Origin of the sequence: Streptomyces aureocirculatus, assembly GCF_000720475.1 — a bacterium.
Classification (GTDB): domain Bacteria; phylum Actinomycetota; class Actinomycetes; order Streptomycetales; family Streptomycetaceae; genus Streptomyces; species Streptomyces aureocirculatus.
The window spans coordinates 79,058-101,732 of the sequence record NZ_JOAP01000001.1 but is presented as its reverse complement, the minus strand read 5'-3'; the positions used below and the strand labels follow the sequence as shown (position 1 = coordinate 101,732).

Annotated in this window: 20 protein-coding genes; 10 read left to right on the top strand and 10 right to left on the bottom strand. The window is 74.1% G+C overall.

Going from position 1 to position 22,675, the window contains the following annotated elements:
- The first annotated feature begins 11 nt into the window (after positions 1 to 11).
- Complete coding sequence (locus tag IG78_RS0100455) at positions 12 to 2,255, top strand: MGH1-like glycoside hydrolase domain-containing protein (protein ID WP_051852240.1); 2,244 nt, start codon at positions 12 to 14, stop codon at positions 2,253 to 2,255.
- Positions 2,256 to 2,277: 22 nt separating this feature from the next.
- On the opposite strand, the gene IG78_RS0100450 is transcribed toward IG78_RS0100455, so the two are convergent.
- The 3 genes from IG78_RS0100450 to IG78_RS0100440 all read right to left on the bottom strand — a co-directional run bounded on the left by IG78_RS0100450 (position 2,278) and on the right by IG78_RS0100440 (position 5,242).
- Positions 2,278 to 3,003 carry a nucleotidyltransferase domain-containing protein gene (locus IG78_RS0100450; protein WP_030558835.1) on the bottom strand — a complete coding sequence of 242 codons (726 nt, stop codon included), beginning with the start codon at positions 3,001 to 3,003 and terminating at the stop codon, positions 2,278 to 2,280.
- 144 nt (positions 3,004 to 3,147) lie between these two features.
- A complete protein-coding gene (locus IG78_RS0100445) occupies positions 3,148 to 3,897 on the bottom strand; it encodes a nucleotidyltransferase domain-containing protein (protein WP_030558834.1) in 750 nt (249 codons plus the stop codon).
- Between the two features lie 85 nt (positions 3,898 to 3,982).
- A complete protein-coding gene (locus IG78_RS0100440) occupies positions 3,983 to 5,242 on the bottom strand; it encodes an SLC13 family permease (RefSeq protein WP_030558832.1) in 1,260 nt (419 codons plus the stop codon).
- Between the two features lie 217 nt (positions 5,243 to 5,459).
- Between IG78_RS0100440 and IG78_RS0100435 the strand changes: the two genes are divergently transcribed.
- On the top strand, positions 5,460 to 5,675 hold the full coding sequence (locus tag IG78_RS0100435) for a hypothetical protein (protein WP_030558831.1): 216 nt from the start codon (positions 5,460 to 5,462) through the stop codon (positions 5,673 to 5,675).
- Positions 5,676 to 5,708: 33 nt separating this feature from the next.
- On the opposite strand, the gene IG78_RS0100430 is transcribed toward IG78_RS0100435, so the two are convergent.
- Positions 5,709 to 6,362 carry an RNA polymerase sigma factor gene (locus IG78_RS0100430; RefSeq protein WP_404827631.1) on the bottom strand — a complete coding sequence of 218 codons (654 nt, stop codon included), beginning with the start codon at positions 6,360 to 6,362 and terminating at the stop codon, positions 5,709 to 5,711.
- A gap of 215 nt (positions 6,363 to 6,577) precedes the next feature.
- Between IG78_RS0100430 and IG78_RS0100425 the strand changes: the two genes are divergently transcribed.
- Positions 6,578 to 7,648, top strand: coding sequence for a MerR family transcriptional regulator (locus IG78_RS0100425; protein WP_030558828.1), 1,071 nt, complete (start codon positions 6,578 to 6,580; stop codon positions 7,646 to 7,648).
- A 21-nt stretch (positions 7,649 to 7,669) separates the two neighbouring features.
- On the opposite strand, the gene IG78_RS0100420 is transcribed toward IG78_RS0100425, so the two are convergent.
- The 5 genes from IG78_RS0100420 to IG78_RS0100400 form a co-directional block, all read right to left on the bottom strand.
- Positions 7,670 to 9,043, bottom strand: a complete 1,374-nt coding sequence (locus IG78_RS0100420; RefSeq protein ID WP_030558827.1) for a cryptochrome/photolyase family protein — start codon at positions 9,041 to 9,043, stop codon at positions 7,670 to 7,672.
- 105 nt (positions 9,044 to 9,148) lie between these two features.
- The gene (locus tag IG78_RS0100415) at positions 9,149 to 10,195 is read right to left on the bottom strand and encodes a Rieske (2Fe-2S) protein (protein ID WP_030558826.1); all 1,047 of its coding nucleotides are present in this window, start codon (positions 10,193 to 10,195) and stop codon (positions 9,149 to 9,151) included.
- The gene (locus tag IG78_RS0100410; RefSeq protein WP_063760680.1) at positions 10,192 to 11,244 is read right to left on the bottom strand and encodes a phytoene/squalene synthase family protein; all 1,053 of its coding nucleotides are present in this window, start codon (positions 11,242 to 11,244) and stop codon (positions 10,192 to 10,194) included. Before IG78_RS0100410 ends, IG78_RS0100415 begins: the two co-directional genes overlap by 4 nt.
- The gene (gene crtI, locus IG78_RS0100405) at positions 11,241 to 12,773 is read right to left on the bottom strand and encodes a phytoene desaturase family protein (protein ID WP_037684658.1); all 1,533 of its coding nucleotides are present in this window, start codon (positions 12,771 to 12,773) and stop codon (positions 11,241 to 11,243) included. The genes IG78_RS0100410 and crtI overlap by 4 nt, the downstream gene beginning before the upstream one ends.
- Positions 12,770 to 14,098 carry a polyprenyl synthetase family protein gene (locus tag IG78_RS0100400; protein ID WP_051852238.1) on the bottom strand — a complete coding sequence of 443 codons (1,329 nt, stop codon included), beginning with the start codon at positions 14,096 to 14,098 and terminating at the stop codon, positions 12,770 to 12,772. The genes crtI and IG78_RS0100400 overlap by 4 nt, the downstream gene beginning before the upstream one ends.
- Before the next feature lie 230 nt (positions 14,099 to 14,328).
- Between IG78_RS0100400 and IG78_RS47465 the strand changes: the two genes are divergently transcribed.
- From IG78_RS47465 to IG78_RS0100370, 6 genes are all read left to right on the top strand, one after another.
- Complete coding sequence (locus tag IG78_RS47465) at positions 14,329 to 15,561, top strand: lycopene cyclase family protein (RefSeq protein ID WP_030558821.1); 1,233 nt, start codon at positions 14,329 to 14,331, stop codon at positions 15,559 to 15,561.
- A complete protein-coding gene (locus tag IG78_RS47460; protein WP_107054786.1) occupies positions 15,558 to 17,150 on the top strand; it encodes an FAD-dependent oxidoreductase in 1,593 nt (530 codons plus the stop codon). Before IG78_RS47465 ends, IG78_RS47460 begins: the two co-directional genes overlap by 4 nt.
- 303 nt (positions 17,151 to 17,453) lie before the next feature.
- The gene (locus tag IG78_RS0100385) at positions 17,454 to 17,804 is read left to right on the top strand and encodes a hypothetical protein (protein ID WP_030558819.1); all 351 of its coding nucleotides are present in this window, start codon (positions 17,454 to 17,456) and stop codon (positions 17,802 to 17,804) included.
- 127 nt (positions 17,805 to 17,931) lie between these two features.
- Positions 17,932 to 19,251 carry a cytochrome P450 gene (locus IG78_RS0100380; RefSeq protein ID WP_030558818.1) on the top strand — a complete coding sequence of 440 codons (1,320 nt, stop codon included), beginning with the start codon at positions 17,932 to 17,934 and terminating at the stop codon, positions 19,249 to 19,251.
- A gap of 70 nt (positions 19,252 to 19,321) precedes the next feature.
- Positions 19,322 to 20,176, top strand: a complete 855-nt coding sequence (locus IG78_RS0100375; protein WP_030558817.1) for a helix-turn-helix domain-containing protein — start codon at positions 19,322 to 19,324, stop codon at positions 20,174 to 20,176.
- A 67-nt stretch (positions 20,177 to 20,243) separates the two neighbouring features.
- Positions 20,244 to 21,311, top strand: a complete 1,068-nt coding sequence (locus IG78_RS0100370; RefSeq protein WP_037684657.1) for a methyltransferase — start codon at positions 20,244 to 20,246, stop codon at positions 21,309 to 21,311.
- A gap of 47 nt (positions 21,312 to 21,358) precedes the next feature.
- Here IG78_RS0100370 and IG78_RS0100365 read toward each other — a convergent pair whose 3' ends face one another.
- The gene (locus IG78_RS0100365; protein ID WP_030558815.1) at positions 21,359 to 21,817 is read right to left on the bottom strand and encodes a nuclear transport factor 2 family protein; all 459 of its coding nucleotides are present in this window, start codon (positions 21,815 to 21,817) and stop codon (positions 21,359 to 21,361) included.
- Between the two features lie 227 nt (positions 21,818 to 22,044).
- Between IG78_RS0100365 and IG78_RS0100360 the strand changes: the two genes are divergently transcribed.
- Positions 22,045 to 22,602, top strand: coding sequence for a TetR/AcrR family transcriptional regulator (locus tag IG78_RS0100360; protein WP_030558813.1), 558 nt, complete (start codon positions 22,045 to 22,047; stop codon positions 22,600 to 22,602).
- The last annotated feature ends 73 nt before the right edge of the window (positions 22,603 to 22,675 follow it).

Sequence of the window (22,675 nt, the reverse complement as noted above, 5' to 3'; positions counted from 1 at the left end):
CGGAGCCACCCTTGCGCCCTCGCTCCCCGCGTGTCCTGACCGCCCTCGCCCTCACCCTGGTCGTCGGTATCGCCCCCGCCGCCGGCGCGTCGCAGCCGGCACCCGGGCGAGAGGACCCCGCACGGCAGGGGACGGCGGCCCCGGCCGCGCACGCCCAGCTCCCTCCTTCCGCGTACGCGAACGTCCTGGACCTGCAAGGCGTCCCGGCGTCCGCGCAGCCCGGCGAGTTCAACCCGGTCGGCGTCTTCGCCGACCGCGGCGCCTGGCACGCCTACGCACTGCCCTCGGCGAAGGACCCCTCGTCGTACGGCGGCTTCACCGGCCCGCTGCACATCGCCCAGGAATACCCGTGGTGGCTGAGCAAGTCCTTCAGCCGGATCCGGCTCACCGAAGCGGGCGCGGCCCTCGACCTGGCCGCCGGGGGCACGCCCGAACTCACCTCGCTGCCGGGCGCGCTGCGCCAGACCTACCGCCCGCACGGCCTGCGGCTCACCCTGGAGCTGCGCTTCGCCTCCGACCGCACCGCCCTCGTCCGGGCCCGCGTCAGCAACACCGGCCACCGGCCGCGCACCCTCGGCGCGGGCTGGACCGGCACCCTGCTGCGCCCCGACGCGCCACCCCAGCGGGACGCACCCGCGCTGTCCGCCACCGCCCGCGGAGTCGCCGTGGGCTTCGCCCGCGTCCGCGAGAAGTGGGACTACCTCACCGACGGCACCGAACGCTTCGAAGTCACCCACCGCGAGCCCGTCCGTACGACGCTCGCGGGCGACTCCTACCGCACCGAACTCGCCGCGCCCCTCGTCCTCGCGCCCGGCGCGTCCCGCACCCTGGACTGGACCGAGAGCTACACCTTCACCGCGGCCGAACGGTCCCGCGAAGCCGTCTCCGTGCGCCGCGTCCTGGACCGTCCCGCCGCCACCGCGCCGGCGGGCGATGCCCGCTGGCGCCGCTACGTCGCGGGGGTCACCGCGGCCGTGCCGCCCGCCCGGCGCCGACTTGCCGTCAAGTCCCTGGAGACGCTGGTCACCAACTGGCGTTCCGCCGCCGGACGCATCCGGCACGACGCCATCAGCCCCTCCCTCTCCTACAAGTGGTTCGCCGGTGGCGTCTGGGCCTGGGACACCTGGAAACAGGCCGTCGGCACGGCCCGGTTCGCCCCCGGGCTCGCCAAGTCGCAGATCCGCGCGATGTTCGACCACCAGGTCCGGTCCACGTCGGCGACCAGGCCGCAGGACGCGGGGATGGTCCCGGACGCCGTCTTCTACAACGACACGTCCGACGGCGGCGGCAACTGGAACGAGCGCAACAGCAAACCGCCGCTCGCCGCCTGGGCCGTGTGGGAGGTCTACCGCAGGAGCGGTGACCGGGCCTTCCTGCGCGAGATGTACCCGAAGCTCGCCGCGTACCAGGCGTGGTGGTACCGCAACCGCGACCACGACCGCGACGGGCTCGCCGAGTACGGCGCCACGCTCGACCCGGCCAACGACAGTGCCGAGCAGCGCAGGCTCGCCGCCGCCTGGGAGAGCGGCATGGACAACGCGCCGCGCTTCGACGCCGCCCTCGGTGCCGCCGTCGTCGCCAACCGTGACGCGTCCGGCGCGGTGACCGGCTACTCCCTCACGCAGGAGTCCGTCGACCTCAACGCCTATCTCGCCGCCGACCAGGGCCACCTCGCCGCCATCGCGCGGGCGCTGGGCGACGGGGCGGGCGAGCGGCGCTGGCGGGGCCGGGCCGCGGCCACCCACCGCGCCGTCCGCGAGCGGATGTACGACGCGCGCGACGGCTGGTTCCACGACACGGCCCTCGACGGCGAGCGCCTCACGGCACGGGGGCGTGGCATCGAGGGCGCCATCCCCCTGTGGACCGGCACCGCGTCGCCCGCGCAGGCCGCAGCCGTACGCGACAAGCTCACGGACCCCGGCGAGTTCGCCACCCCCGTGCCCTTCCCCACCGTCGCGCGCAGCTCCCCCCACTTCGCCCCGCAGCGCTACTGGCGCGGTCCCGTCTGGCTCGACCAGGCCTACTTCGCCGAGGCCGGGCTGCGGCGCTACGGCTACACCGCCGAGGCCCGCACCCTCACCGGCCGACTCGTGACCGGCGCCCGCGGCCTCGCGGCCGAAGCCCCCGTCATGGAGAACTACGACCCGCTGACCGGGGCGCCTCTCAACTCGCCGCACTTCAGTTGGTCGGCGGCGGTACTGCTGCCGATGCTGAGCGAGGACCGGGGGTACGGGGGTGGACAGCCGCCGTCGTGATCAGCGACCTCCGCTGTCGTGATCAGGGGTTCCACGGGTGGGCGTAGCCCTCCCGCAGAGGGCCGCCGAGCACGCCGAGCAGGTCTCGTACCGCCGTGGCCAGCGGGGCAGGGTCGCCCCGCTCCGCCACCGTCCGGTGGCCCTCGAGGAGCGCCCGCCCCCGGACCGGATCCGCGCCGAGCAGCCTGCGGGGGAGCCACTTGCCGATGCCCGTCCACGCGCGGTGGTGGGCGGTGAGCAGATGTGCCGCCTCGCGCAGCGCGTGATCGGCGAGCGACAACTGTTCGTAGCGGTCCGCCGGGGCCGTGTCGACCAGGTCGTCCAGGTAGCAGGTGAGCACATAGCGGCCGTGCTCCCACTCCGCGGGGGTGAGCGGTGGCGGCCCGGCGGCGAGTGTCCGCCGGGCCAGTTCGCGGGTGCGGGCCACGTGCCCGAACGGGTCGGCGAGCGGCAGCCCCTGGTCGTACAGGAAGAGGACCGTGCCCCGACGGCGGGCCCGGTCCCAGGCGAAGAACTCCGGTATGTCGGCGAGGGTGTTGAGGAACAGCTCGGCGACGCGGCCCTCGTGCCGGACCACCTCGCGGCGGCTGCGGTCGGAGTCCGGCAGGAGCACCGCCACGTCGAGGTCGCTGGTCGCGGTGGCCCGCCCCTGGGCGAGGGAACCGCCGAGCACGGCGCCGAGGGCATCCGGGAAGCGCCCCGCGACCAACCGCAGGGCCTCGCCCCGAGCCGTCTTCTGATCATCCATGGGTGCTCATCGTGCCAGCCCCGGCCCCGGGCGACGGTCCGGCCCCGCCCCGGGCGCGGATCGGGCACCGACGTGCGTGACGTACGTGACGTGTGCGATGTCGCGACGTGTGCGATGTCGCGACGTGTGCGACGTACGGGCAAGTCACGCGGCTGCCGCGAACATCCCCTCCGCCTCCTCGGCAGCGCGGGCCAACACGGCGGGGTCCGGTCGTAGTTGTGCGACCACACCGTCGACGTCGCGCAGACCCGCCCTGTGCAGGAGCCGCTTCTCGTTGGTGACCCACTCGCCGCGCGCCGCCAGCACGGCGTGGGCGGTCTGCAGAGCGGCCGTGGCGAGCGATCCCGCGACCTCGGTGGCCTGTCCGCGCGGTACATGGGCGGACCTGGTGTACCGCAACGTCATGGCCGCGCGCTGCCGCCATATCGCGGGTGCGGCCTCGCGGAGGGCGTCCGGGTACGCGGGGCGGGGCAGCGTGCCGCGCAGCACCTGGTTGACGGCGAGTTCACCGACGACCAGGTAACTGGGGATCCCGGCGAGGTGGAACATCAGCGGCTCCCAGCGGAAGCGCCCTCGCCGGGCCTCAGCGAGTTCGTGCTCGACGACGTCGAGGTCGCGGTAGTGCACGTCCACACCGCGGCCTTCGACCGTGAACCACGCCCCGCCGTTGAACACGCCGCCGCCCCAGCCCCCGATCCCGGACACCTCACCGGCCCAGCCGATGGCACGCAGGTCGGCCGGGTCGAAGTGGCCGCGGTAGTACACCGCCAGGTCCCAGTCGCTGTCCGGGGTGTGCGTGCCCTCGGCGCGTGAGCCGCCGAGAGTGACGGCGTGGACGGCGGGCAGGGCCGCAAGCCGGTCGGCGATGCGGTCGAGGAACAGGGCGTCGGTCATCAGGGAGTCCGATCGTGTGATGTCACGTCGAGGACGCTTCGTCGTGTGGGGGTTTCGTCGTACGGAGGTCGTATGGGTGTCACGGTCAGGTGTCGATGATCTGTAGGGACCCCCACAGGGCGAAGGTGGCGGCGAGCAGCGTCAGGGGCACGGTGAGCAGGCCGAGTACGGTGAATTCCTTGAGGCGGACCTCGTGGTCGTGGTGGTGGATGATGCGCCGCCACAGGAGCGTGGCCAGCGAGCCCGCGTAGGTGAGGTTGGGCCCGAGGTTGACTCCGAGGAGGACGGCCAGAACCGCTCCGGGGCCGGAGGCGGCGGCCGGCGGGGCGAGGGCAAGCACCGCGGGCAGGTTGTTGATCAGGTTCGCGAGGACGGCGGCGAGCGCGGCGGTGCCGAGCAGCGCGGGCAGCGCGGTGCCGTCGGGCAGGGCGTGGCCGAGCACGTGGCCCAGGCCGTTGTCGAGCACGGCGCGTACGACGATGCCGAGCGCGAGGACGAACGCCAGGAACGGCAGGGCGGCGGACCGCACGACGGCCGCCGGTGTGGTGCGGCGCCGGGCCAGCGCGCGGACGGCCATGACCAGGGCACCGGCCGCCGCGGCCCACGCCGGGTCGGCCCCGGCCGCGGAGGTGAGGGCGAACCCGGCGAGCGTCGCGGCCACCGTCACCATCGCGAACAGCGGCAGTTCGGCCGGGTCCTGCTCCCCGTCGTCCGCCGTGGGCGCGGCGAGTTCGGCGGCGAAGAAGCGGCGGAACACGGCGTACTCGACGGCGATCGCGGCCAGCCACGGCAGCAGCATCAGGAGAGCGAAACGCGTGAAGGAGAGACCGGTGGCCGTGAAGGCCAGCAGATTCGTCAGGTTCGACACCGGAAGCAGCAATGACGCCGTGTTCGACAGATGGGCGCACGCGTAGGCATGGGGTTTCGCCCGGGCGCCCATCCGGGTGGCGGTCGCGAAGACCACAGGAGTCAGGAGGACCACCGTGGCGTCCAGGCTGAGCGCCGCCGTGATCACGGACGCGAGGGCGAACACCGCCCCGAGAAGCCGCTGCGGGCGGTGCCGCGCCCACCGGGCCGTCCAGATGCCGCAAGCCCGGAACAGTCCCTCGTCGGCGCAGAGCCTGGCCAGCACGAGTACGGCCGCCAGGAAGCCGATCACCGGCCCGAGCCGGACGGCCTCCTCGCGCACGTCGTCGAAGGGGATGGCACCGCTGACGATCACGAGGGCGGCCGTCGGCACCGCGAAAACCGCCTCGGGTCGCCCGAAGGGGCGGACGACGGCACACACGAGTACAACGATCAGCGCGACGACGGACAGGGACTCAAGGAGCATGCCGTCGATCATTCACGCCGTCTGCGGCGACGGAGCCACCCACCCCCACGTGCCACGGCCAGGAAGGGATCCGCCCCACCACGTGGGCGAGTCCGACCACATTGCTTCATCTTCGGGATCGCGGGCACCAGTGCCGCATGAAGATACTCGTCGTCCTCGTCCTCATCGGCCTCGCCGCGGCCTGGTACCTGCAATCGCGAAAGCGGCGATGACCGCGCACCCTGGAGGCATGGCAGGCACAGCGCCGATAGTCGTGCATCCACCGTCCGGCACGGGAGGCCGTCGGGTGACCGTGCGCGGAGAGATCCTCGGTCTCGCGCACAGCGACGGTGACGTGATCGAGTTCCTGCGGCGTGCCGGTCTTCCGGAGGCGGCGGGCCTGCTCGACGACCCCGCGTGGGTGAAGTGGCGGGGCGGTCACGCGCACCGCTACGAGGCGGCGTGACGGGCGGCCCGGTACGCGTGCCGTGGCACGAGGTCACGCGAAGTCGCTCGAACAGGCCCGCCCGGCGTCGTCCGCCGCGGCCGCGTCGAGCACCAGGCGCAGCCGCCGCAGCCCCCTGCGCGTATGGCTCTTGACGGTGCCGAGCGGCATGCCCGTGCGCTCGGCGACCTGTGTCTGGGTGAGGTCCTGGAGGAAGGCGAGCGAAAGGACCTGCTGCTGGGGCAGGGGCAGGCGGGCGAGTGCCTCCCGGACGAGGACCCGGTCGACGACGGATTCCGGGTCGCAGGCGGGCGGCGGCGCCGTGTCCACCCGTCCGGCCACGGCGGCGAGCAGATCGCGGCGGCGGGTGCGTGCCGACAGGGCGTCAGCGACCTTCCTGCGGGTGATGCCGACGATCCAGGCGCCAAGCGCACCACGGTCCTGCCGGTATCCGTGCCGTCCCCGCCACACCGCGAGGAAGACCTGCTGCGCGACGTCCTCGGCCTCGCGGGCGTCGCCGAGCGAGCGGGCCGCCGCCGCGTGCACGGGGTCGCCCCAGCGCCGGTAGGTCTCGGCGAGCGCCTCCGGGTCGCCCGCCACGAGCGCGGCGGAGAGATCCGCCTCGGCCCGCGCCTGCCGCACCGGTGCGGCCTCGACCGGTGCGGGCGCTTCTCGTACCGCACCCCCTTCGGGCACTGCTGCCGTCACCCGCACGAGGACTCCTTCACGTCGGCGAAGACGGGAGGGCCCGGCGGGCACAACCGCCCGGCGGCCCCGGGCGGGGAGCGGCCTGCCTCCCGCTGTCGGCGACGTTCCTACGGGCCCGCGCGACGCGGCAACACGCATCGTTCTTGCGTCGTATCGTCGACGTCGTGGAAAGGGTCGAGGTCATGGAAACGGCCGGGATGACGGAAGCGGCCGGGATGACGGAAGCGGCGGAGCACTCGACGGCCGCCCCGGCCCCAGCCGCCCCCGCGGCCCCAGACGTCCCAGCCGCCCCCGCGGCCCCCGCGGGCCTCGCCACCGGTGCCGTAGCGCGGATGCTGGGCGTGGCCCCCACCACGCTGCGCTCCTGGGACCGGCGCTACGGCATCGGGCCCGACCGGCGTGCGGGCACCAAGCACCGGCGCTGGGCACCGCACGACATCGCCGTGCTCAAGGAGATGTGCAGGCTCACGTCGTCCGGGGTGCCACCGGCGGAAGCCGCCCGCGCCGCCTCCCGGACCGCACCGGGCGGCACGGCAGGGCGCGGACCCGAGGACGTCGGCACACCACCGTCACCAGGGCCGCCCGGCGGTGGCTGGGGCCCGCTGCCCCTCGGGCGGGTCCGCAAGGAGTGCCGGGGCCTGGCACGGGCCGCCGTGCGGCTCGACTCGCCCACGGTGGACGCGCTGCTCGACTCCGTGCTCGCCGCGCACGGCCTGGTGACGGCCTGGGACGAGGTGATGATGCCCGCCCTCAGAGCCGTCGGACGCAAGTGGGAGACCTCGGGGGAGCGCTATGTGGAGGTCGAGCACCTGCTGTCCTGGCACATCTCCTCCGCGCTCCGCCGCATCCCGGCCGCACGCGCCCCGTCAGGGACCGGGCCGCCCGGCCCGTCCGGCCCGCCCGTCCTGGTAGCGGGCGTCCCGGGCGAACTGCACACCCTGCCCATGGAGGCCCTCACCGCGGGCCTCGCCCAGTACGGCGTACCGGTGCGCATGTTCGGCGGCGCCGTACCGGGGGCGGCCCTGCGGGCGGCGGTGCGGCGGGCGGGGCCCGGCGTGGTGGTCCTGTGGTCCCAGTCGCGTACGACCGCGAGCGTTCCCCTGGTCCGGCATCTGGACGCCATCGACTGGGGCGTGCCGGGGGCCAGGCACAGCGCCCTGGTCATGGTCGCGGGCCCGGGCTGGGCGGGGGCACGGCTGCCCGACGGCGTGGTGTACCCGCAGAGCCTCGGCGAGGCGCTGGGCCTGGCGCGCGAGTTCTCCGTACGAGGGCGGGCCCCGGGCTGACGGCGGGGCGGCGGGGCCGGGTCATGTACCGCCCCTGGCCTGCTGGAACCGGGCCAGGCCCGCGGACAGTTCCAGGAGCGGCTCGGGATAGTCGTACGCTGCCCGCTCCTGGCCGACGAGCTTCCACGGCTCGTGCGCCGCGGCGCCCTGAAGGCCCTTCAGCTCGGGGACCCAGCGGCGTACGTACGTGCCGTCCGGGTCGTGGCGCCTGCCCTGGAGCACCGGGTTGAGTACGCGGTTGGGCCGGGTGTCGTTGCCCGTGCCCGCCACCCACTGCCAGTTGAGCTGGTTGTTGGCGATGTCGCCGTCCACCAGGTGGCGCAGGAAGTGCCGGGCGCCGACGCGCCAGTCCACGTACAGGGTCTTGGTCAGGAAGCTGGCGACCAGGAGGCGGCCGCGGTTGTGCATCCAGCCCTCGTGGGCGAGCTGGCGCATCGCCGCGTCGATCACGGGGAAGCCGGTGCGCCCCTCCTTCCACGCGGCGATGTCGTCAGCGGCCTCGTCCTCGCCGCGCCAGCGGTCGCCGCGGCCGCGGTAGTCGTCGCGGGCCGTCGCGGGGCGGGCGGCGAGCACCTGGTGGTGGAAGTCCCGCCAGCACAACTGCCGTACGAACGCCGTCGCGCCCGGGCCTTCCTTCTCCCCGGCACGGTGGACGGCCTCGACGGGCGAGAGGGCGCCGAAGTGCAGATACGGGGAGAGGCGCGAGGTGCGGTCGCCCGGCAGATCGTCGTGCCCGTCGCCGTAACCGGCGATCCCCGACCGCAGCCACGCCAGCAGCCGGGACCGCGCCTGCGCCTCGCCGCCCGCGGGCACGCCCGGCGACACGCCCCGTACGTCGGCACGGGACGGCACGGGTTCGGAGTCCACGCCGTCCGGGACGCGGACGGCGCGCGGCGCGGTGAGCGGGTTCCGCTTGCCCTGCTGTGCCCAGCGCCTGAAGTACGGCGTGAAGACGGCGAAGTGGTCGCTGCCCGCCGGTGTCACGGCGCCGGGCGCGACCGCGGTGACCACGCCGTCGTGGACGTGCAGGGTGCGGCCCCGCCCGGTGAGGGCGGACCGCAGCCGCTCCTCCCGGCCCTGCGCGTAAGCGCTGACCCCGCCCGACATGTGCACCGAATCCGCGCCCGTCGCGTCGACCACCGCGCAGACCTCGTCGACGACGTCGCCGGAGCGGACGACGAGGTGTCCGCCCCGGTCGCGCAGCGCCTCGTCGAGGGCCGTCAGGCAGTCGGCGAGGAAGGCCGACCGGTTGGGCGTGGCGAACCCCGCCGCTTCGATGCGGTCGTCCCGCACGAACAGCGGGACGACACCGGCCGCCTCGTCCAGCGCCGCGCGCAGCGGCGGATGGTCGTGCACCCGCAGGTCGGACGTGAACAGCACGACCGAGACGTTCATGGCGCTACTCCTGGAACGGGAATGTGCGAGGCACGCGGGAGGGGGACTTGGCGGGGCGGCGGTACGGGGTGAGGCAGGGGGAGGCGCCGGGCGTGGGTGGCCTCCTCAGCCGGGGAAACGGCCGCTGCTGCGCAGCGTCCAGCGCCGCTCGGCGTAGGCCAGGTCGTCGCGCCACAGGCGGCCCGCCGCGGCACGCAGCAGCGGGCGGAGCAGGGGCGCGGCGGCGCGCGCGACCGCGAAACCGGGGCGCTCCGAGGTGGCGACGACCGCCTCGACCACGGCGGTGCGCGGGCGTCCCGCACGGTCAGGGGTGAGCGGCGTCGCATGGGACTCGACGACGGAACCCGCCCCCTCGCCCTCCGTGATGTGCATGACCACCGTACGGGGCTCGGGCGCCGTGAAGACCGCGCGCACCGGCACCACCATCCGGCTCGCCAGCTTGAACGAGACGTCCACGACGAACGCGTCCTCGTCCTTGTCCTTGTCGGCATGGGCATCGGCGTCGGCGTCGGCGTCCGGCTGCGGGGCGTGGGCCACCGTGAGATCGACGAAGGAGTACGGATGGAACCAGGCGCCGTGCCACGGGTCGAGCCGGTTGGCGATCACATCCTCCGGAGCGCACCGGCCGACCCCGGTGTAGACGGCGTGCACCGCGGACGCCAACGGCGGCCGGACCGGTAGGACGGGACGTTCCGTCGGCGGTTCGCCGCCGACGCGGTCGAGGCGGACCCACAGCAGGACGCCGTCGTCGTGGCAGGGATACGCGTCCCAGCCCGGGAACTCCCCGCCGTCCAGGGCGAGGCCGTGCCAGTGGCAGACGAGCGTGCCGCACCGCACCGGACTGTCCTTGAGGGGCGCGCCGAGGTGCGGACAGGCACCGGAGCCCGCGAGGAGCCGCCCGTCGGGCCCGCGCCACAGCACGACCTCCACCCCCGCGACCGTACGCCCAAGCGGCCGGTCGGCCCCCAACTCCCGGGAGGCGCCGAGCACGTACCAGTTGCCCGACGGCCTGCTCCGCGCGCGCCCGAGCGCGCTCGCGATGAGGGCGGGGCGTGCCTCGCGCCAGGTGGGGCGCTGCTGCTCCCAGGCGACGGGGCGGCGGCGGAGCCGCAGCGGTGAGAGCCCGCGCCGCGCGGCCCTGTCGCGCTTCATACGGCCCGCCGTGCCGCATCGCCCGCCGGAGCGTGTGTGCCGGGGCCCGGTTCAGGGCCCGCCGTACACGCGACGGCCTCTCGTACGCCCCCCGACGCCCTTGCCCCCACCGGCAGTCTGGCCGCGGCACGCGCCGCGAGCGCCGCCGTGAGACCCCGCAGCGCGACACCGGCCCGGCGCCGCCGCGGCACGGCCGCCCTGCGGTGCAGTACCGCGTAGCCATCGGCGGCGACGGCGTCCAGGATGCCGCCGTACAGCACGAAGGCGGTCCGCACGCACGGCCGTGACACCGGGTCGAGCAGGGCGATGCCGGGTGCGGCGCGCGCGTAGACCCGGCGGGTGAGCCGCTCCGTCTCCCGCAGCGCCGATGTGACCCGCCGGTCCGTGCGCCCGGTGGCCCGGCACCACTCCAGGAGCGCGCGGTCGGCGCCGTGGGCGGCGAGCAGGTCGGCGGGCAGATAGACGCGGCCGCGGTCGAGGTCCTCGCCCACGTCCCGCAGGAAGTTGGTGAGCTGGAAGGCGACGCCGAGGGACGCGGCGTAGGGCGCGGCTTGTTCGCGCGGCACCACCGTGCCGAGGACCGGCAGCATCTGCAGCCCGATGGCGGCGGCCGAGCCCCGCATGTAGGCGTACAGGTCGTCGTAGGTCGGGTAGTCCGTGACGACGAGGTCGCTGCGCATCGACGCCATGAAGTCCTCGAAGAGCGCGGGCGCGATGGCGTACCAGCGGGCGGTGTCGGCGACGGCACGGACCACCGCGTGCTCGCTGCGCCCGTGCCGCAGGCCTGCCGACAGGTCCGCGTGCAGCGCCCTGAGCGCGGCGGCGCGCTCCGTGGGCGGCGCCTGGGTACCGAGGCCGTCCACGATCTCGTCGGCCCACCTGGCGAAGCCGTACAGGGCGTGCACCGCGGGCCGCCTCTCGACCGGCAGCAGCCGTGTGGCCAGGAAGTACGTCTTGCCGTGCTGGGCGTTGAGACGCCGGCAGCGGGTGTAGTCGGCGCGCAGGCGGGCGTCCGTGATACCCGCGGCCGTCAGCTCGCGGTCCGTCACAGGGTGCCGCCTCTCTCGTAGGGGTCCATCGGTGTGGGCCGTGGTCCCGTGACCCGTGCCGCCGCCAGCTTCCCGGAGATCAGCACGGTCGGCACGCCGACGCCCGGCGTGGTGCCGCAGCCGGCGAGCACGGCGTTCACGGTCCCGCGTACGAGGTTGCGGGGCCGGAAGGGGCCGGTCTGGGCGAAGGTGTGGGCGACGGCGAAGGGTGTGCCGGCCGCATGGCCGTCCGCGGTCCAGTCCACCGGCGTGACCAGGCACTCCTGCTCGACGGCCGCGGCCACGCCGGGCAGTCCGCGCCGGTCGAGCTCGCCGAGCAGCTCGTCGCGGTAGCGGGGCGCGAGGACCTGCCACTCCTGCGTTCCCGGGCCGATGTCGGTGTTGGGGCAGGGCGCGAGGACGTAGAGGAGGTGGTGTCCTGGCGGTGCGAGCGAGGGGTCGGTCACGGTGGGGTGGGTGATGAGCAGCGACGGGTCGCTCATCGGGGTGCCGGTGCGGGTGAGCTCTTTGAACGTCTGCTTCCAGGCGCCGCCGAAGGACAGATTGTGGTGGGCGAGTCCGGGCCAGGAGCGGTCGGTTCCCGCGTGCAGGACGACGGCCGACGGTGAGTGCCGCAGTTGCAGCGGGCGGCGCGGCTCCCGGCCGAGGAGACGGTAGGCGACCGGCAGATCGGGGGTGAGGACGACGGCGTCGCACGGGATGCGGGCATGCTCCGTGACGACCGCGGTGACGCGTTCGCCGGTGCGCTCCAGACGGGTGACTGGGCTGTCGTAGTGAAAGGTGGCGCCTGCGTCGGCCGCCGCGTCGGCCAGGGCGCGGGGGAGTGCGTGCATGCCGCCGCGCGGGAAGTACACCCCGGCGACGGTGTCCATGTAGGCGATCACGGCGTACGCGGCGAGCGCGCGCTCCGGTGGGACACCCGCGTACAGCGACTGGAAGGTGAAGACGCGCCGCAGCCGCTCGTCGGACAGGAAGCGGCCGATGCGGTGATCGAGGCGGCCGAAGCCGCCGAGGGCCGCGAGGCGCGCCAGATCGGCGGAGAACAGGGCGAACGGCGAATCGAAGTTCGTGTCGATGAAGCGCCGCATCTGGACGGCGTACAGCTTCGTCAGCCAGGCCCGCAGATGCCGGTACCCCACCGCTTCGCGGGCGCCCGCGAAACGCTCCACCTCGGTCTCCATGGCGACGGCGTCGGTGTGGACGTCCAGGGCGGTGCCGTCGGCGAACCGGGCCCGGTAGGCCGGGTGCAGGGCGAGGAGTTCGAGCCGGTCGGAGAGCCGGTCGCCGACGGCCGCGAACGCCTCCTCCACCAGGTCCGGCATGGTCAGGACGGTCGGCCCGGTGTCGACGCGGTAGCCGCCGAGCTCCCGCAGCCCTGCCCGGCCGCCCGGCTGCCCATTCCGTTCCACGACGGTCACCCGGCGGCCCGCACCGAGGAGGTGCAGCGTCGCGGAGAGCCCGGCGAGACCGGCGCCGACCACCACGACGTGGTCGGTCGGACCGCGCAGGGTGCGCGGCTGCCGCGTCACGGGGCGCCTCCTCGACCGAGGGCCGTCGCTGCCCGGCCCTGTACGAGGGCTGCCGCTGCGCCCGCCCCGCCCGCTCCGGTCGCCGTGGCGAAGAGCTGGACCAGCCGGTCGGCCACGTGCAAAGGCGCCTGCACGCGTGCGAGGCGGCGGGTGCCCTGGGCCACGAGCCGCTCGATCCTGGACTCCACGACGGCGCGGGCCCCCGTGTCGTCGAGTGCCGCACGCACCCGGTCGAGCAGGTCCGGCGACAGCTCGGGATCGCCAAGGGCGCGGCGCAGGAGCGCGAGCGTGCCACGGTCCCCGCGCGCCTCGGCGCGGGCCGTCGCCACGGCGACGAGATAGGTGAGCTTGCCGTCCCTGATGTCCTCCCCGCAGGGCTTGCCGCTGGCCCGCGGATCCCCGAAGACCCCCACGAGGTCGTCCCGCAATTGGAAGGCGATGCCCGCGCAGCGTCCCGCCGAGCAGAGCGCCTCCGTGGTGCCGGGGCGGGCGCCCGCGAGCGCCGCGCCCAGGGCGAGCGGCCGCTCCACGGTGTACAGCGCGCTCTTCAGACAGGCGATACGCACCGCCCGCGCGACGGAGCGGCTGCCGGTGGCCTGGCTGTGCAGGTCCAGATACTGGCCCGCCACCATCTCGGTGCGCATCGCCCGCCAGATCTCCTGGACCCGGTGCCGGTGCGGCGCCGCCGGGACGGCCTCCGCGAGCACGTCGTCGGCCCAGGCGAGGGCCAGATCACCGGCGAGCACGGCGGCGGACGTGCCGAAGGCGGGGGCGGCCCGTACGGCGGGGGAGTCCGGGTACTGGTCCGCGAGGTCGGCGTGCACGGAGGGCCCGCCCCGGCGCAGCGGCGACGCGTCCATCACATCGTCGTGGATCAGCGCGCACGTCTGGATCAGCTCCACCGCGGCGGCGACGCGCAGCGCGGCCCGCACGGTGGCAGGCGTGTGCCCGCCCGCCGCGCGCATCCCCCACCACAGGAACCGGGGGCGGATGCGCTTGCCGCCGTCGAGCGTGAAGCCCACCACGCGCCGGGCGATGTCCTCGGCGAACAGCGGATCGACGGCGGCGGCCTCGGCGGCACGCCCGCGCAGCACCGCGCCCAGCGTCTCCTCGACGGCACCCACGACATCCGCGTCCACGACATCCGCGTCCACGACATCCGCGTCCACGACGTCTGCGTCCATGGCTTTCGCCTCGGCGGCTTCCGCGTCGACGGTCTCCGCGTCGACGGCTTCCGCCGGACGGAAGCCGCCGCCGTCGCAGGCGTGACGGCCGTGCGCGGGCGCACCGGGAGAGGGGTGCTCCTTGACTTCGGTGCGGCGCATCGCGCGTCCTCCCAAGACGTTCGTGCTGTCGGGTCGTGCGGTAGTGGTTCCGGTTGAGGGCCCGCCACGGATGCAGGAAGCGGAGAAATGATGCAGAAGGACGCACCCGATCAGGTCGCTGCATCCGATCAGGGCGATGCCGGGGAATAACTCCGGGGTTCCACGGAAACCCGCACGGAAACCCACACGATCTCTGTCATCACCGCGACACCTGGGAGCCGGGAGCTGATGTGCGCACATGCGGGCACGACACGGACGTGGCGATCGTGGGCGCGGGTGCGGCAGGCCTGTCCCTGGCCCACTGGCTGCGTTCCGGTTCACCGGCGGGCCGGGCCGCGTCCCTGACGGTCACCCTGATCGACGCGCCCCCGGGACCCCTGCGCCCCGCCGAGCGCACCTGGTGCTTCTGGGAGCGCCCCGGCGGTCCTTTCGACGCCCTCCTGGCCTCCTCGTGGCAGCAGCTCAGGGTCCGTGGGCGGACGGGCGGCGCCGTCGTCGGACGCCCCGCGCCCTTCCGGTACAAGATGCTCAGCTCCGCCACCTTCACGTCGTACGTCGAGGGCCTCCTGGACGCGGCGCCGCATGTGCGCCGTCTGGAGGCACGGGTCACCCAGGTGCGGGACAGCGGGGACGGCGCCGAGGTACGGGCCGTCACGGCCGGGGGCGCCCCGATGCAGGTGCACGCCCGCTGGGCGTTCGACTCGCGGCCCCGCCGCCCCGAACCCGCGAGGACCGCGCTGCTCCAGCACTTCCGCGGCTGGTTCGTGCGCACGGAACAGCCGTGCTTCGACGCGTCGGTGGCCGACCTGATGGACTTCCGCACCCCGCAGCCGTCCACGGGCCTGTCGTTCGGCTACGTGCTGCCGCTCAGCCCGCGCACGGCCCTCGTGGAGTACACGGAATTCTCCCGCCGGGCGCTCTCCGACGAGGCGTACGACCAGGCCCTGCGCCAGTACGCCGAAGAGGTGCTCGGGCTGCGGGCCTACGAGGTGACGCGGACCGAGCAGGGCGCCATCCCCATGACGGACGGCCGCTTCCGGCGCCGCGACGGCGCCTGTGTGTTCCGCATCGGCACCTCGGCGGGCGCCACCCGCCCCTCGACCGGCTACACGTTCGCGGGCATCCAGCGCCAGACCCGCGCCGTCGCCGCCGCCCTGGCCGGGGGCACGACACCGGTGCCCCCGGCCGCGTACCCGCCGCGCGCCCTGCTGATGGACGCGGTTCTGCTGCGGGCACTCGACACCGGCCGGGTGCGCGGCGCCGACTTCTTCACGGAGCTGTTCCGGCACGTCCCCGCCGAGCGCCTGCTGCGCTTCCTGGACGCGGACACCCGGGTGTGGGAGGACATCGCCATCGGCCTGCGCACCCCCGTCGGACCGATGCTGCGCACCCTCGCCGAACTGCCGCTCACCCCCCGGCGCGCGACCCCGGCCGCGGCTCCCGGACGGCGGGTGCGGAGGTGACGCCCGCCGGGTGGCCGGGGGCGCGGTCGGCGCGGTGGCGACCGGGTACGGGTGCGCCCCGACGGGGACGTGACCGCCGGGCTGAGATCCTCCTGCCCGCGCCCGGCAGCCGTCTGATCGGCGCGGACGCCCCTCGCGTCGCCGTCGTGGGCGGCGGGATCGCGGGCCTTGCGGCCGCCACCGGGCTCGCCGAGCGCGGGGTGCGGGTGACGGTCCACGAGCGGGACGCCCACCTCGGGGGACGGCTCGCCGGCTGGCCCGTACGGCTCGCCGACGGCAGCCACGCCACCATGAGCCGGGGCTTCCACGCCTTCTTCCGGCAGTACTACAACCTGCGGGGACTGCTCCGCCGCGTCGACCCCGGCCTCACGATGCTGCGGGGACTGCCGGACTATCCGCTGCGGCACAGCGACGGCCTGTACGACAGCTTCGCCCGGGTGCCGCGCACCCCGCCCTGGAGCGCCCTGGGCTTCGCCGCCCTGAGCCCCTCCTTCGGCTGGCGCGACATGGCCGGGATGAACCCGATGGCGGCGCTGCCCCTCCTGGACGTGCGGGTGCCCGACGTCTACCACGACCTGGACGGCACCAGCGCCTGGGACTACCTGGAGGGCATCGGCTTCCCCCCTTCGGCACGGCACCTGGCCTTCGAGGTGTTCTCCCGCAGCTTCTTCGCCGACCCGCGCGAACTCTCCGCCGCCGAACTGGCGCTGATGTTCCACATCTACTTCCTCGGGTCCAGCGAGGGCCTGCTCTTCGACGTGCCCGCCGAACCGTTCCCCGCCGCCCTCTGGGACCCCCTGGCCGGTTACCTCACCGGGCTCGGCGTCGACCTGCGCACCGGCCACAGCGTCGACGCCGTGACCCCGCACGAGGGCGGTGGCCTGAACGTGACCTGCGACGACGGGCCCACGCGGCATTACGACGCCGTGGTCCTCGCCCTGGACGCGGGCGGCCTGCGGCGGCTCGTCGGCGCGTCGGCCGGGCTCGGCGACACACCGTGGCGCCGCCGTGTGGCCCAACTGCGCGACGCCCCGCCGTTCCTCGTCTCCCGGCTGTGGCTCGACCGTCCTGTCGCCGCCGACCGCCCCGGCTTCCTCGGGACCAGCGGCTACGGAGGGCTCGACAACGTCAGCGTCCTCGACCGGTGGGAGGGCGAGGCGGCCCGCTGGGCACGGCGCACCGGGGGATCGGTGGTGGAACTGCACGCCTACGCGGTCGACCCCGCCGCCGACCGGATCCGGGAGCAGAAGGACCTGCTGGCGCAGTTGCACCGGGTCTACCCGGAGACGGGGGAGGCCCGGATCGTCGACCAGCGGCACGAGTGGCGCGCGGACTGCCCCCTGTTCACCGTCGGCTCGTACGCGGACCGCCCCACGGTCCGCACCCCGCACCAGGACGTGCTGGTGGCCGGTGACCTGGTGCGCACGGACCTGCCGGTCGCCCTGATGGAGCGCGCGGCGACCAGCGGCTTCCTGGCCGCGAACGCGCTCCTGGAACGGTGGGGGGTGCGCGGCCAGACCCTGTGGACCGTGCCCGCGCGGGGGCGCTCCGCCGTGCTGCGGGCGCTGGCTTCACGCGGGGGCGAATAGGGCGCCTGCCGCGCTGCCGGGACCGCTGGAACCTCCGGGACCGCTGGAACCTCCGGGACCGCTCAGGCCTCCGGGGCCCCCGTGATCGGCGCGGCCGCAGCGCCTCCGGGGCCGCCGTGACCGCCGCGGCCGCAGCGCCCGCGGGACCGCCGCCCCTCCCGGGCCCCGGGACCGCCGGGCCCCCACCGCAGAGCCATCGATCCTGGCCCACCTGCCGCAACGGGGCGGGCCCGGACGGCTGACCCCGGCGAATCACCGCCCCCGCGCCGGGCCGATGTCAGTGCCCCCTGCGACGGTGGAGACATGACCACCGCCTCGCACACCGCACCCGGCGACCTGGTCGCAGCCTTGCGCCTGCCGGTGTGGAACACCCTGTCCGCCCGCGCCGAAAGCCTGCGCCGGGCGCTGCCGCCCCGCCCCGACGCCCCGGCCGCGCGCTATGCGTGGCTGTGCTCCCTCACCCCCGAGCAGGCCCGTGACGCGGCCCTCCTCGACCACCTGGACGCCCTGTGCGGGCACCTCGCCGGACACCCGGCCCTCGGGTACGACGCGGACGACCCGCTGCCGGACGCCGCCCTCCAAGCCGCCGAAGGGTTCAACCCGCAGCTCACCTCGCTCATCGTCCGCTATCGCAAGGCACGCGCCGCGGGCTGACCGGACACGTGGCCGGAAATCCCCCTACCGTCGGCACCACCGGGATCGTCATCGTGGTCGAGATCGTCGTCATCGGCCCGGTACGTGAACCACGGTGCGCGGGGGCCGTCTGCCAGGAGGTGTGGTCATGCGGATCCCCGGACCCGAGCCGCGCGCGGACGGCGGGGTGGGCGCCGTCGCGGAAGCGGGCGGACTGCACACCTACCAACTGCGCCTGCACGCCGAGTACGGTCCGGTCGTGCGGTTCCAGCTCCCGGGCGCCGACACGGCCGTGTCGATCGCCGACCCCGTACTCCTGGAGGCCACGGCCCACATCGACAAACGGCCGGAGCGGCTCTTCGAGTTCCTGGCCCCGCTGTGCGAGGCGGAGAACCTCCAGGTGCTCGACGCCGATGAGCACACGCCGTGGCGCCGGGTGCTGTTGTCCGTCTTCGCCGGACGCCCCTCGCACGAACGGCACTTCGCGCGGTTCGCCGCGCTCACCACGGAACTCGCGGACCGCTGGGCCGAGCGAGCGGCGGAAGGACCCCTGGCCCTGCAGAAGGACCTCACGGCGCTGACGCTGCGGATGATCTGTGAGTACGCCCTGGGCGGCGAGGCCGCGGATCCCGACCGCGTGACGGACGCGTTCGAGGAGGTCCTCACCGAGTACCTGGGGCGGCTGTACCAGGTGCCGCTCCCCGGCACGCAGGAAGAGCGCGCCCGGCGCGCGGAGGCCGCCCTCGACTACTTGCGCAAGACGGTCGACCGGGTCGTCGAGGCGCACCGCGCCGGTGGCCGCACGGACCGGAGCGATCTGATCGGCGCGCTCGTGGAGGCCGGTGAGCGGCCCGCACGCATCCGGGACACGGTCATGGTGACTCTCCTCGCCGCCCACCACACCACCGGTGTGGCCGTCTCCTGGGCCCTGCATCTGCTGGCGTCGAACCCCGTAGCGGCGGCGCGAGTCGTCGACGAACTCGACGAGGTGCTCGGCGACCGCGCGACGCCCGACTACGCCGACCTCAAACGCCTGACCCGCCTTGAGATGGCGCTCAAGGAGTCGATGCGGCTGTACCCGCCGGGCCCGTACGGCGCCCGCGAGACGACGGAGGCGCTCACCGTCGGCGACTACGAGATCCCGGCGGGCGCGACGGTCTTCTATCCGTTCTGGGCCGTCCACATGAACCCCGAACACTGGCCGGACCCGGAGCGGTTCGACCCCGAGAGGTTCACCCCGGAAGAGACCGCCAAGCGGCCGCGGCTCGCCTACCTCCCCTTCGGCCTCGGCCCACGTAGCTGCGAGGGCGCGGGCCTGGCGATGGTCGAGGCCGAGCTGGTCCTGGCCGTGCTCCTCAAACGCTTCCGGTTCCGCCCCGCGCCGGGACACGAGGTGACGCCGATCGAACGGTTCGTGCTCTGGGCCGCCGACGACATCCACATGATCGTCACGCCGCGGGACGCGTGACGCGTGCACCGCGGCTCCGTGGAGAACATTTCTCCAAGACGGGTGCTGCCGGGTCGGGCACGGTGGGGGCATGCACAGTGACGGAGCGGGAGAAGGCTGGGACGTCGTGCGGCCCGCGCGGCGCACGGGTGCGCCGGTGGTGGACGGTGTCCGCATGGCCGGGTACCGCTGTCCGGAGTCCGGGGGCCTGGACATGCACGTGTTCCCGCAGCCCTTCTTGACGGTCGTACTCGGCCTCGGGGGGCCGCCGTTGAGCGTGGAGAGGGACCAAGGGAATACGGGGAGCGTGGACCGGCGTGCCGTGGGCAGTCTGGTGGCCGGTCCCGTCCCCGGCCCGACGCGCGTACGGGGGGCGTCGTTCGCCTGCGTCGAGCTGCGCCTGTCACCCGTGGCCGCCTACTCGGTCCTCGACGCCGCGCCGGTGGACCTGCACACCACGGTGGCCGGTCTTGAGGACCTGTGGGGCGGGCACGGGGGGCGGCTGAGCGAACGGCTGGCCGGGGCGGGGACGTGGCCGGAGCGGTTCGCACTGGTCGAGACGTTCCTGGCGGGGCGGAGCGAGCGGGGCCCTTCGGTGGACGCGGAGGTGGTGGCGTGCTGGTCGCACATCGTGGCGCGGCGGGGCCGGGTGAGGGTCGGTGCACTGGCGGCCGCGACCGGTTGGAGCCGCAAACGGCTGTGGTCCCGGTTCACCGCTCAACTCGGCCTCACCCCCAAGCGCGCGGCCATGCTGGTCCGCTTCCACCGCGCGGCCCGCCGCCTCGCCGCGGGCGCGGACGCCGCGCAGACCGCGCTTGCCTGCGGCTACGTCGACCAGTCCCATCTGCACCGCGATGTGCGTGCCTTCACCGGCTGTACGCCCAGTGCCCTGGCACGGACGGTGAGTTCCATCGATCCGGACGCCGACACCGAACGAACCAAATGAACCGAGCAAATCGAGCAAACCGGACAAACCAAGTGAACCGAACGATGAGAGTGAAGGGGAAAGCACCGTGACGGACAACGAGGATCAGGCCGCGGTCGGGGCCGCACCGGCGGACGCGGCCGACGTCGGCCGGATCGTCCAGTTCGCGTTCGGCAGCATGGCGGCGCAGACGCTGCGCGCGGCACTGCGGCTGCGCGTGGTCGAACTCATCGGTGACGAGGAGAAGGACGCCGCCGACGTGGCCGCCCTCGCCGCCGCGGCGCCGCAGCCCATGCTCAGACTGCTGCGCGCGATGACGAGCCTCGGCCTGCTCGAGGAACGCGCCCGGGGCACCTTCGCCGTCACGTCCGCGGGCGCCCTCCTGGATCCCGGACGCCCGGGGTCGCTCGTTTCCCTCGCGCGGATGTTCACCGAGCCCATGATGCTGCGGTCCTGGGAGCAGCTCGACGACAGCGTCCGCAGTGGCGACGTCGCGTTCGACAAGATCCACGGCACGGACTTCTTCGGCCACCTCAAGGAGAACCCCGAGCTGTCGGCCGCGTTCAACGCCGCGATGGGCGAGGCCGTCCGCCAGACGGCGTCAGTCCTGCCGCACGTGGTCGACTTCAGCCGGTTCAGCACCGTCATGGACGTCGGTGGCGGCAACGCGACCCTGCTCAGCGGTGTGCTGGCGGCGCACCCCGCCCTCGCCGGAGTCGTCTACGACACCGAGGAGGGCCTGGCCCAGGCCCCGGAGACGCTGCGCGCCAACGGCCTGGAGGACCGCTGCTCCCTGGTCCCCGGGGACTTCTTCCGCTCGGTGCCCGAAGGCGCCGACCTGCACCTCATGAAGAGCATCGTGCACGACTGGCCGGACGAGCGTGTCGTCACGATCCTGCGCAACTGCCGGGCCGCTCTGCCGGCCGAGGGCCGGGTCCTGATCGTCGAACCCGTGCTGCCCGAGGTCGTCGACCCCGAGACCGCGGGGAACACCTACCTGAGCGACCTCAACATGCTGGTGAACGTAGGCGGCAGGGAACGCACCCGGACGGAGTTCGAGGAACTGTGCGGCCGAGCAGGCCTCACGGTCACGTCGGTGACCCCACTGGCCGGGGCCGGCCCCTTCCATGCCGTCGAGGCCGCCGTGGGCGGCTAGCGAGCGGCTTGCGGACGGCCGGTTGAGGGTGGGCGGTTGGCGAACGGTCAGCGGACGGGGAGCGCCTTTCGACGCTCGCCGTCAGGCCGCGGGCCGAAGATGCGCCGCTCCGCCTCCGTTATCGGTACGTCGTTGATGCAGGCCTCGCGCCGCGCCATGAGTCCCTCCTCGGTGAACTCCCACAGCTCGTTGCCGTAGCTGCGCCACCACCGGCCGTCCGCGGTCCGGCACTCGTACTGGAACCGCACGGCGATCCGGGCGCCGTGGAAGTCCCACAGCTCCTTGCGCAACGCGTAGTCCCGCTCCCGGGACCACTTCTCGCGCAGGAATTCCACGATCTCGGCGCGGCCGGTGACGAACCGGTCCCGGTTCCGCCAGACCGAGTCGACGGTGTACGCCGTCGCCACGCGCTCGGGGTCGCGGGTGTTCCACGCGTCCTCGGCGGCCTGCACCTTCCGCAGGGCGCTCTCCTCGTCGAACGGCGGGAACGGGGGGCGTGCTGCCATGACGGTTCCTTCCCAGGAAACTCGGCGGGAGAACGAGCGTTCTCTGCTGCGGCCCCCACCTTAGAGAACGCTGGTTCCCCGGGGTAGCGCGTTTGCCCGCGCGGCAAATCCAGCGCCCGCCGAACTGCGTGTCCGTGCTGCGCGTACCTGCCCCGTGACACCCGTGAGGACCGTCCGTGACGGAGGGGTACGGTAGCCCTGCGGGGCAGTGAGGAGGACTTCGGTCGATGGACAGCACAGTCGCCACCGGGCGGGCGTTGGACGCGGCCGAGGAGCTCTTCTACCGGCAGGGCGTACAGACCGTCGGCATGGACGACATCCGGGCGGTGTCGGGGGTGTCCCTCAAGCGCCTTTACCAGCTCTTCCCCGCGAAGGAACGGCTCGTCGAGGCCTACCTGGAGCGGCGCGACGTGCGCTGGCGGGAGCGCCTTGCCGAGCACGTCGAACAGCACGAGGACCCCGAGCGGCGCGTCGTGGCCGTCTTCGACCAACTGGGTGAGTGGTTCGGGGAGCCCGGCTTCAACGGCTGCGCCTGGATCAACTCGTACGGGGAGCTCGGCGCCACCTCGGAGCCGGTCGCCCGCCAAGTGCGGCTGCACAAGGCGGCGTTCAAGGAGTATGTGGCGAACCTCGTGGCGCGGGCCGGTCTGCCCGCCGACCTCGGCGAGCACGTGTTCCTGCTGGCCGAGGGCGCGATGGTGAGCGCCGCGATCACCGGAAGCACCGCCCCGGCGGCGCACGCGGCGGAGGCGACCCGCCTCCTGATCGCCGCGCACCGGCGCTGATTGCTGCGCACGGGCGCTGATCGCCGCGTACCGGTGCGTCGCCGTACACCGGCGTTGACGGCAGTACACCGCG

Bases quoted from the DNA above. Each gene is read 5' to 3' on its own strand.
- IG78_RS0100450 (WP_030558835.1), bottom strand. From the start codon at position 3,003: ATGGATGATCAGAAGACGGCTCGGGGCGAGGCCCTGCGGTTGGTCGCG.
- IG78_RS0100445 (WP_030558834.1), bottom strand. From the start codon at position 3,897: ATGACCGACGCCCTGTTCCTCGACCGCATCGCCGACCGGCTTGCGGCC.
- IG78_RS0100440 (WP_030558832.1), bottom strand. From the start codon at position 5,242: ATGATCGACGGCATGCTCCTTGAGTCCCTGTCCGTCGTCGCGCTGATC.
- IG78_RS0100435 (WP_030558831.1), top strand. From the start codon at position 5,460: ATGGCAGGCACAGCGCCGATAGTCGTGCATCCACCGTCCGGCACGGGA.
- IG78_RS0100425 (WP_030558828.1), top strand. From the start codon at position 6,578: ATGACGGAAGCGGCGGAGCACTCGACGGCCGCCCCGGCCCCAGCCGCC.
- IG78_RS0100420 (WP_030558827.1), bottom strand. From the start codon at position 9,043: ATGAACGTCTCGGTCGTGCTGTTCACGTCCGACCTGCGGGTGCACGAC.
- IG78_RS0100415 (WP_030558826.1), bottom strand. From the start codon at position 10,195: ATGAAGCGCGACAGGGCCGCGCGGCGCGGGCTCTCACCGCTGCGGCTC.
- IG78_RS0100400 (WP_051852238.1), bottom strand. From the start codon at position 14,098: ATGCGCCGCACCGAAGTCAAGGAGCACCCCTCTCCCGGTGCGCCCGCG.
- IG78_RS0100385 (WP_030558819.1), top strand. From the start codon at position 17,454: ATGACCACCGCCTCGCACACCGCACCCGGCGACCTGGTCGCAGCCTTG.
- IG78_RS0100380 (WP_030558818.1), top strand. From the start codon at position 17,932: ATGCGGATCCCCGGACCCGAGCCGCGCGCGGACGGCGGGGTGGGCGCC.
- IG78_RS0100375 (WP_030558817.1), top strand. From the start codon at position 19,322: ATGCACAGTGACGGAGCGGGAGAAGGCTGGGACGTCGTGCGGCCCGCG.
- IG78_RS0100365 (WP_030558815.1), bottom strand. From the start codon at position 21,817: ATGGCAGCACGCCCCCCGTTCCCGCCGTTCGACGAGGAGAGCGCCCTG.
- IG78_RS0100360 (WP_030558813.1), top strand. From the start codon at position 22,045: ATGGACAGCACAGTCGCCACCGGGCGGGCGTTGGACGCGGCCGAGGAG.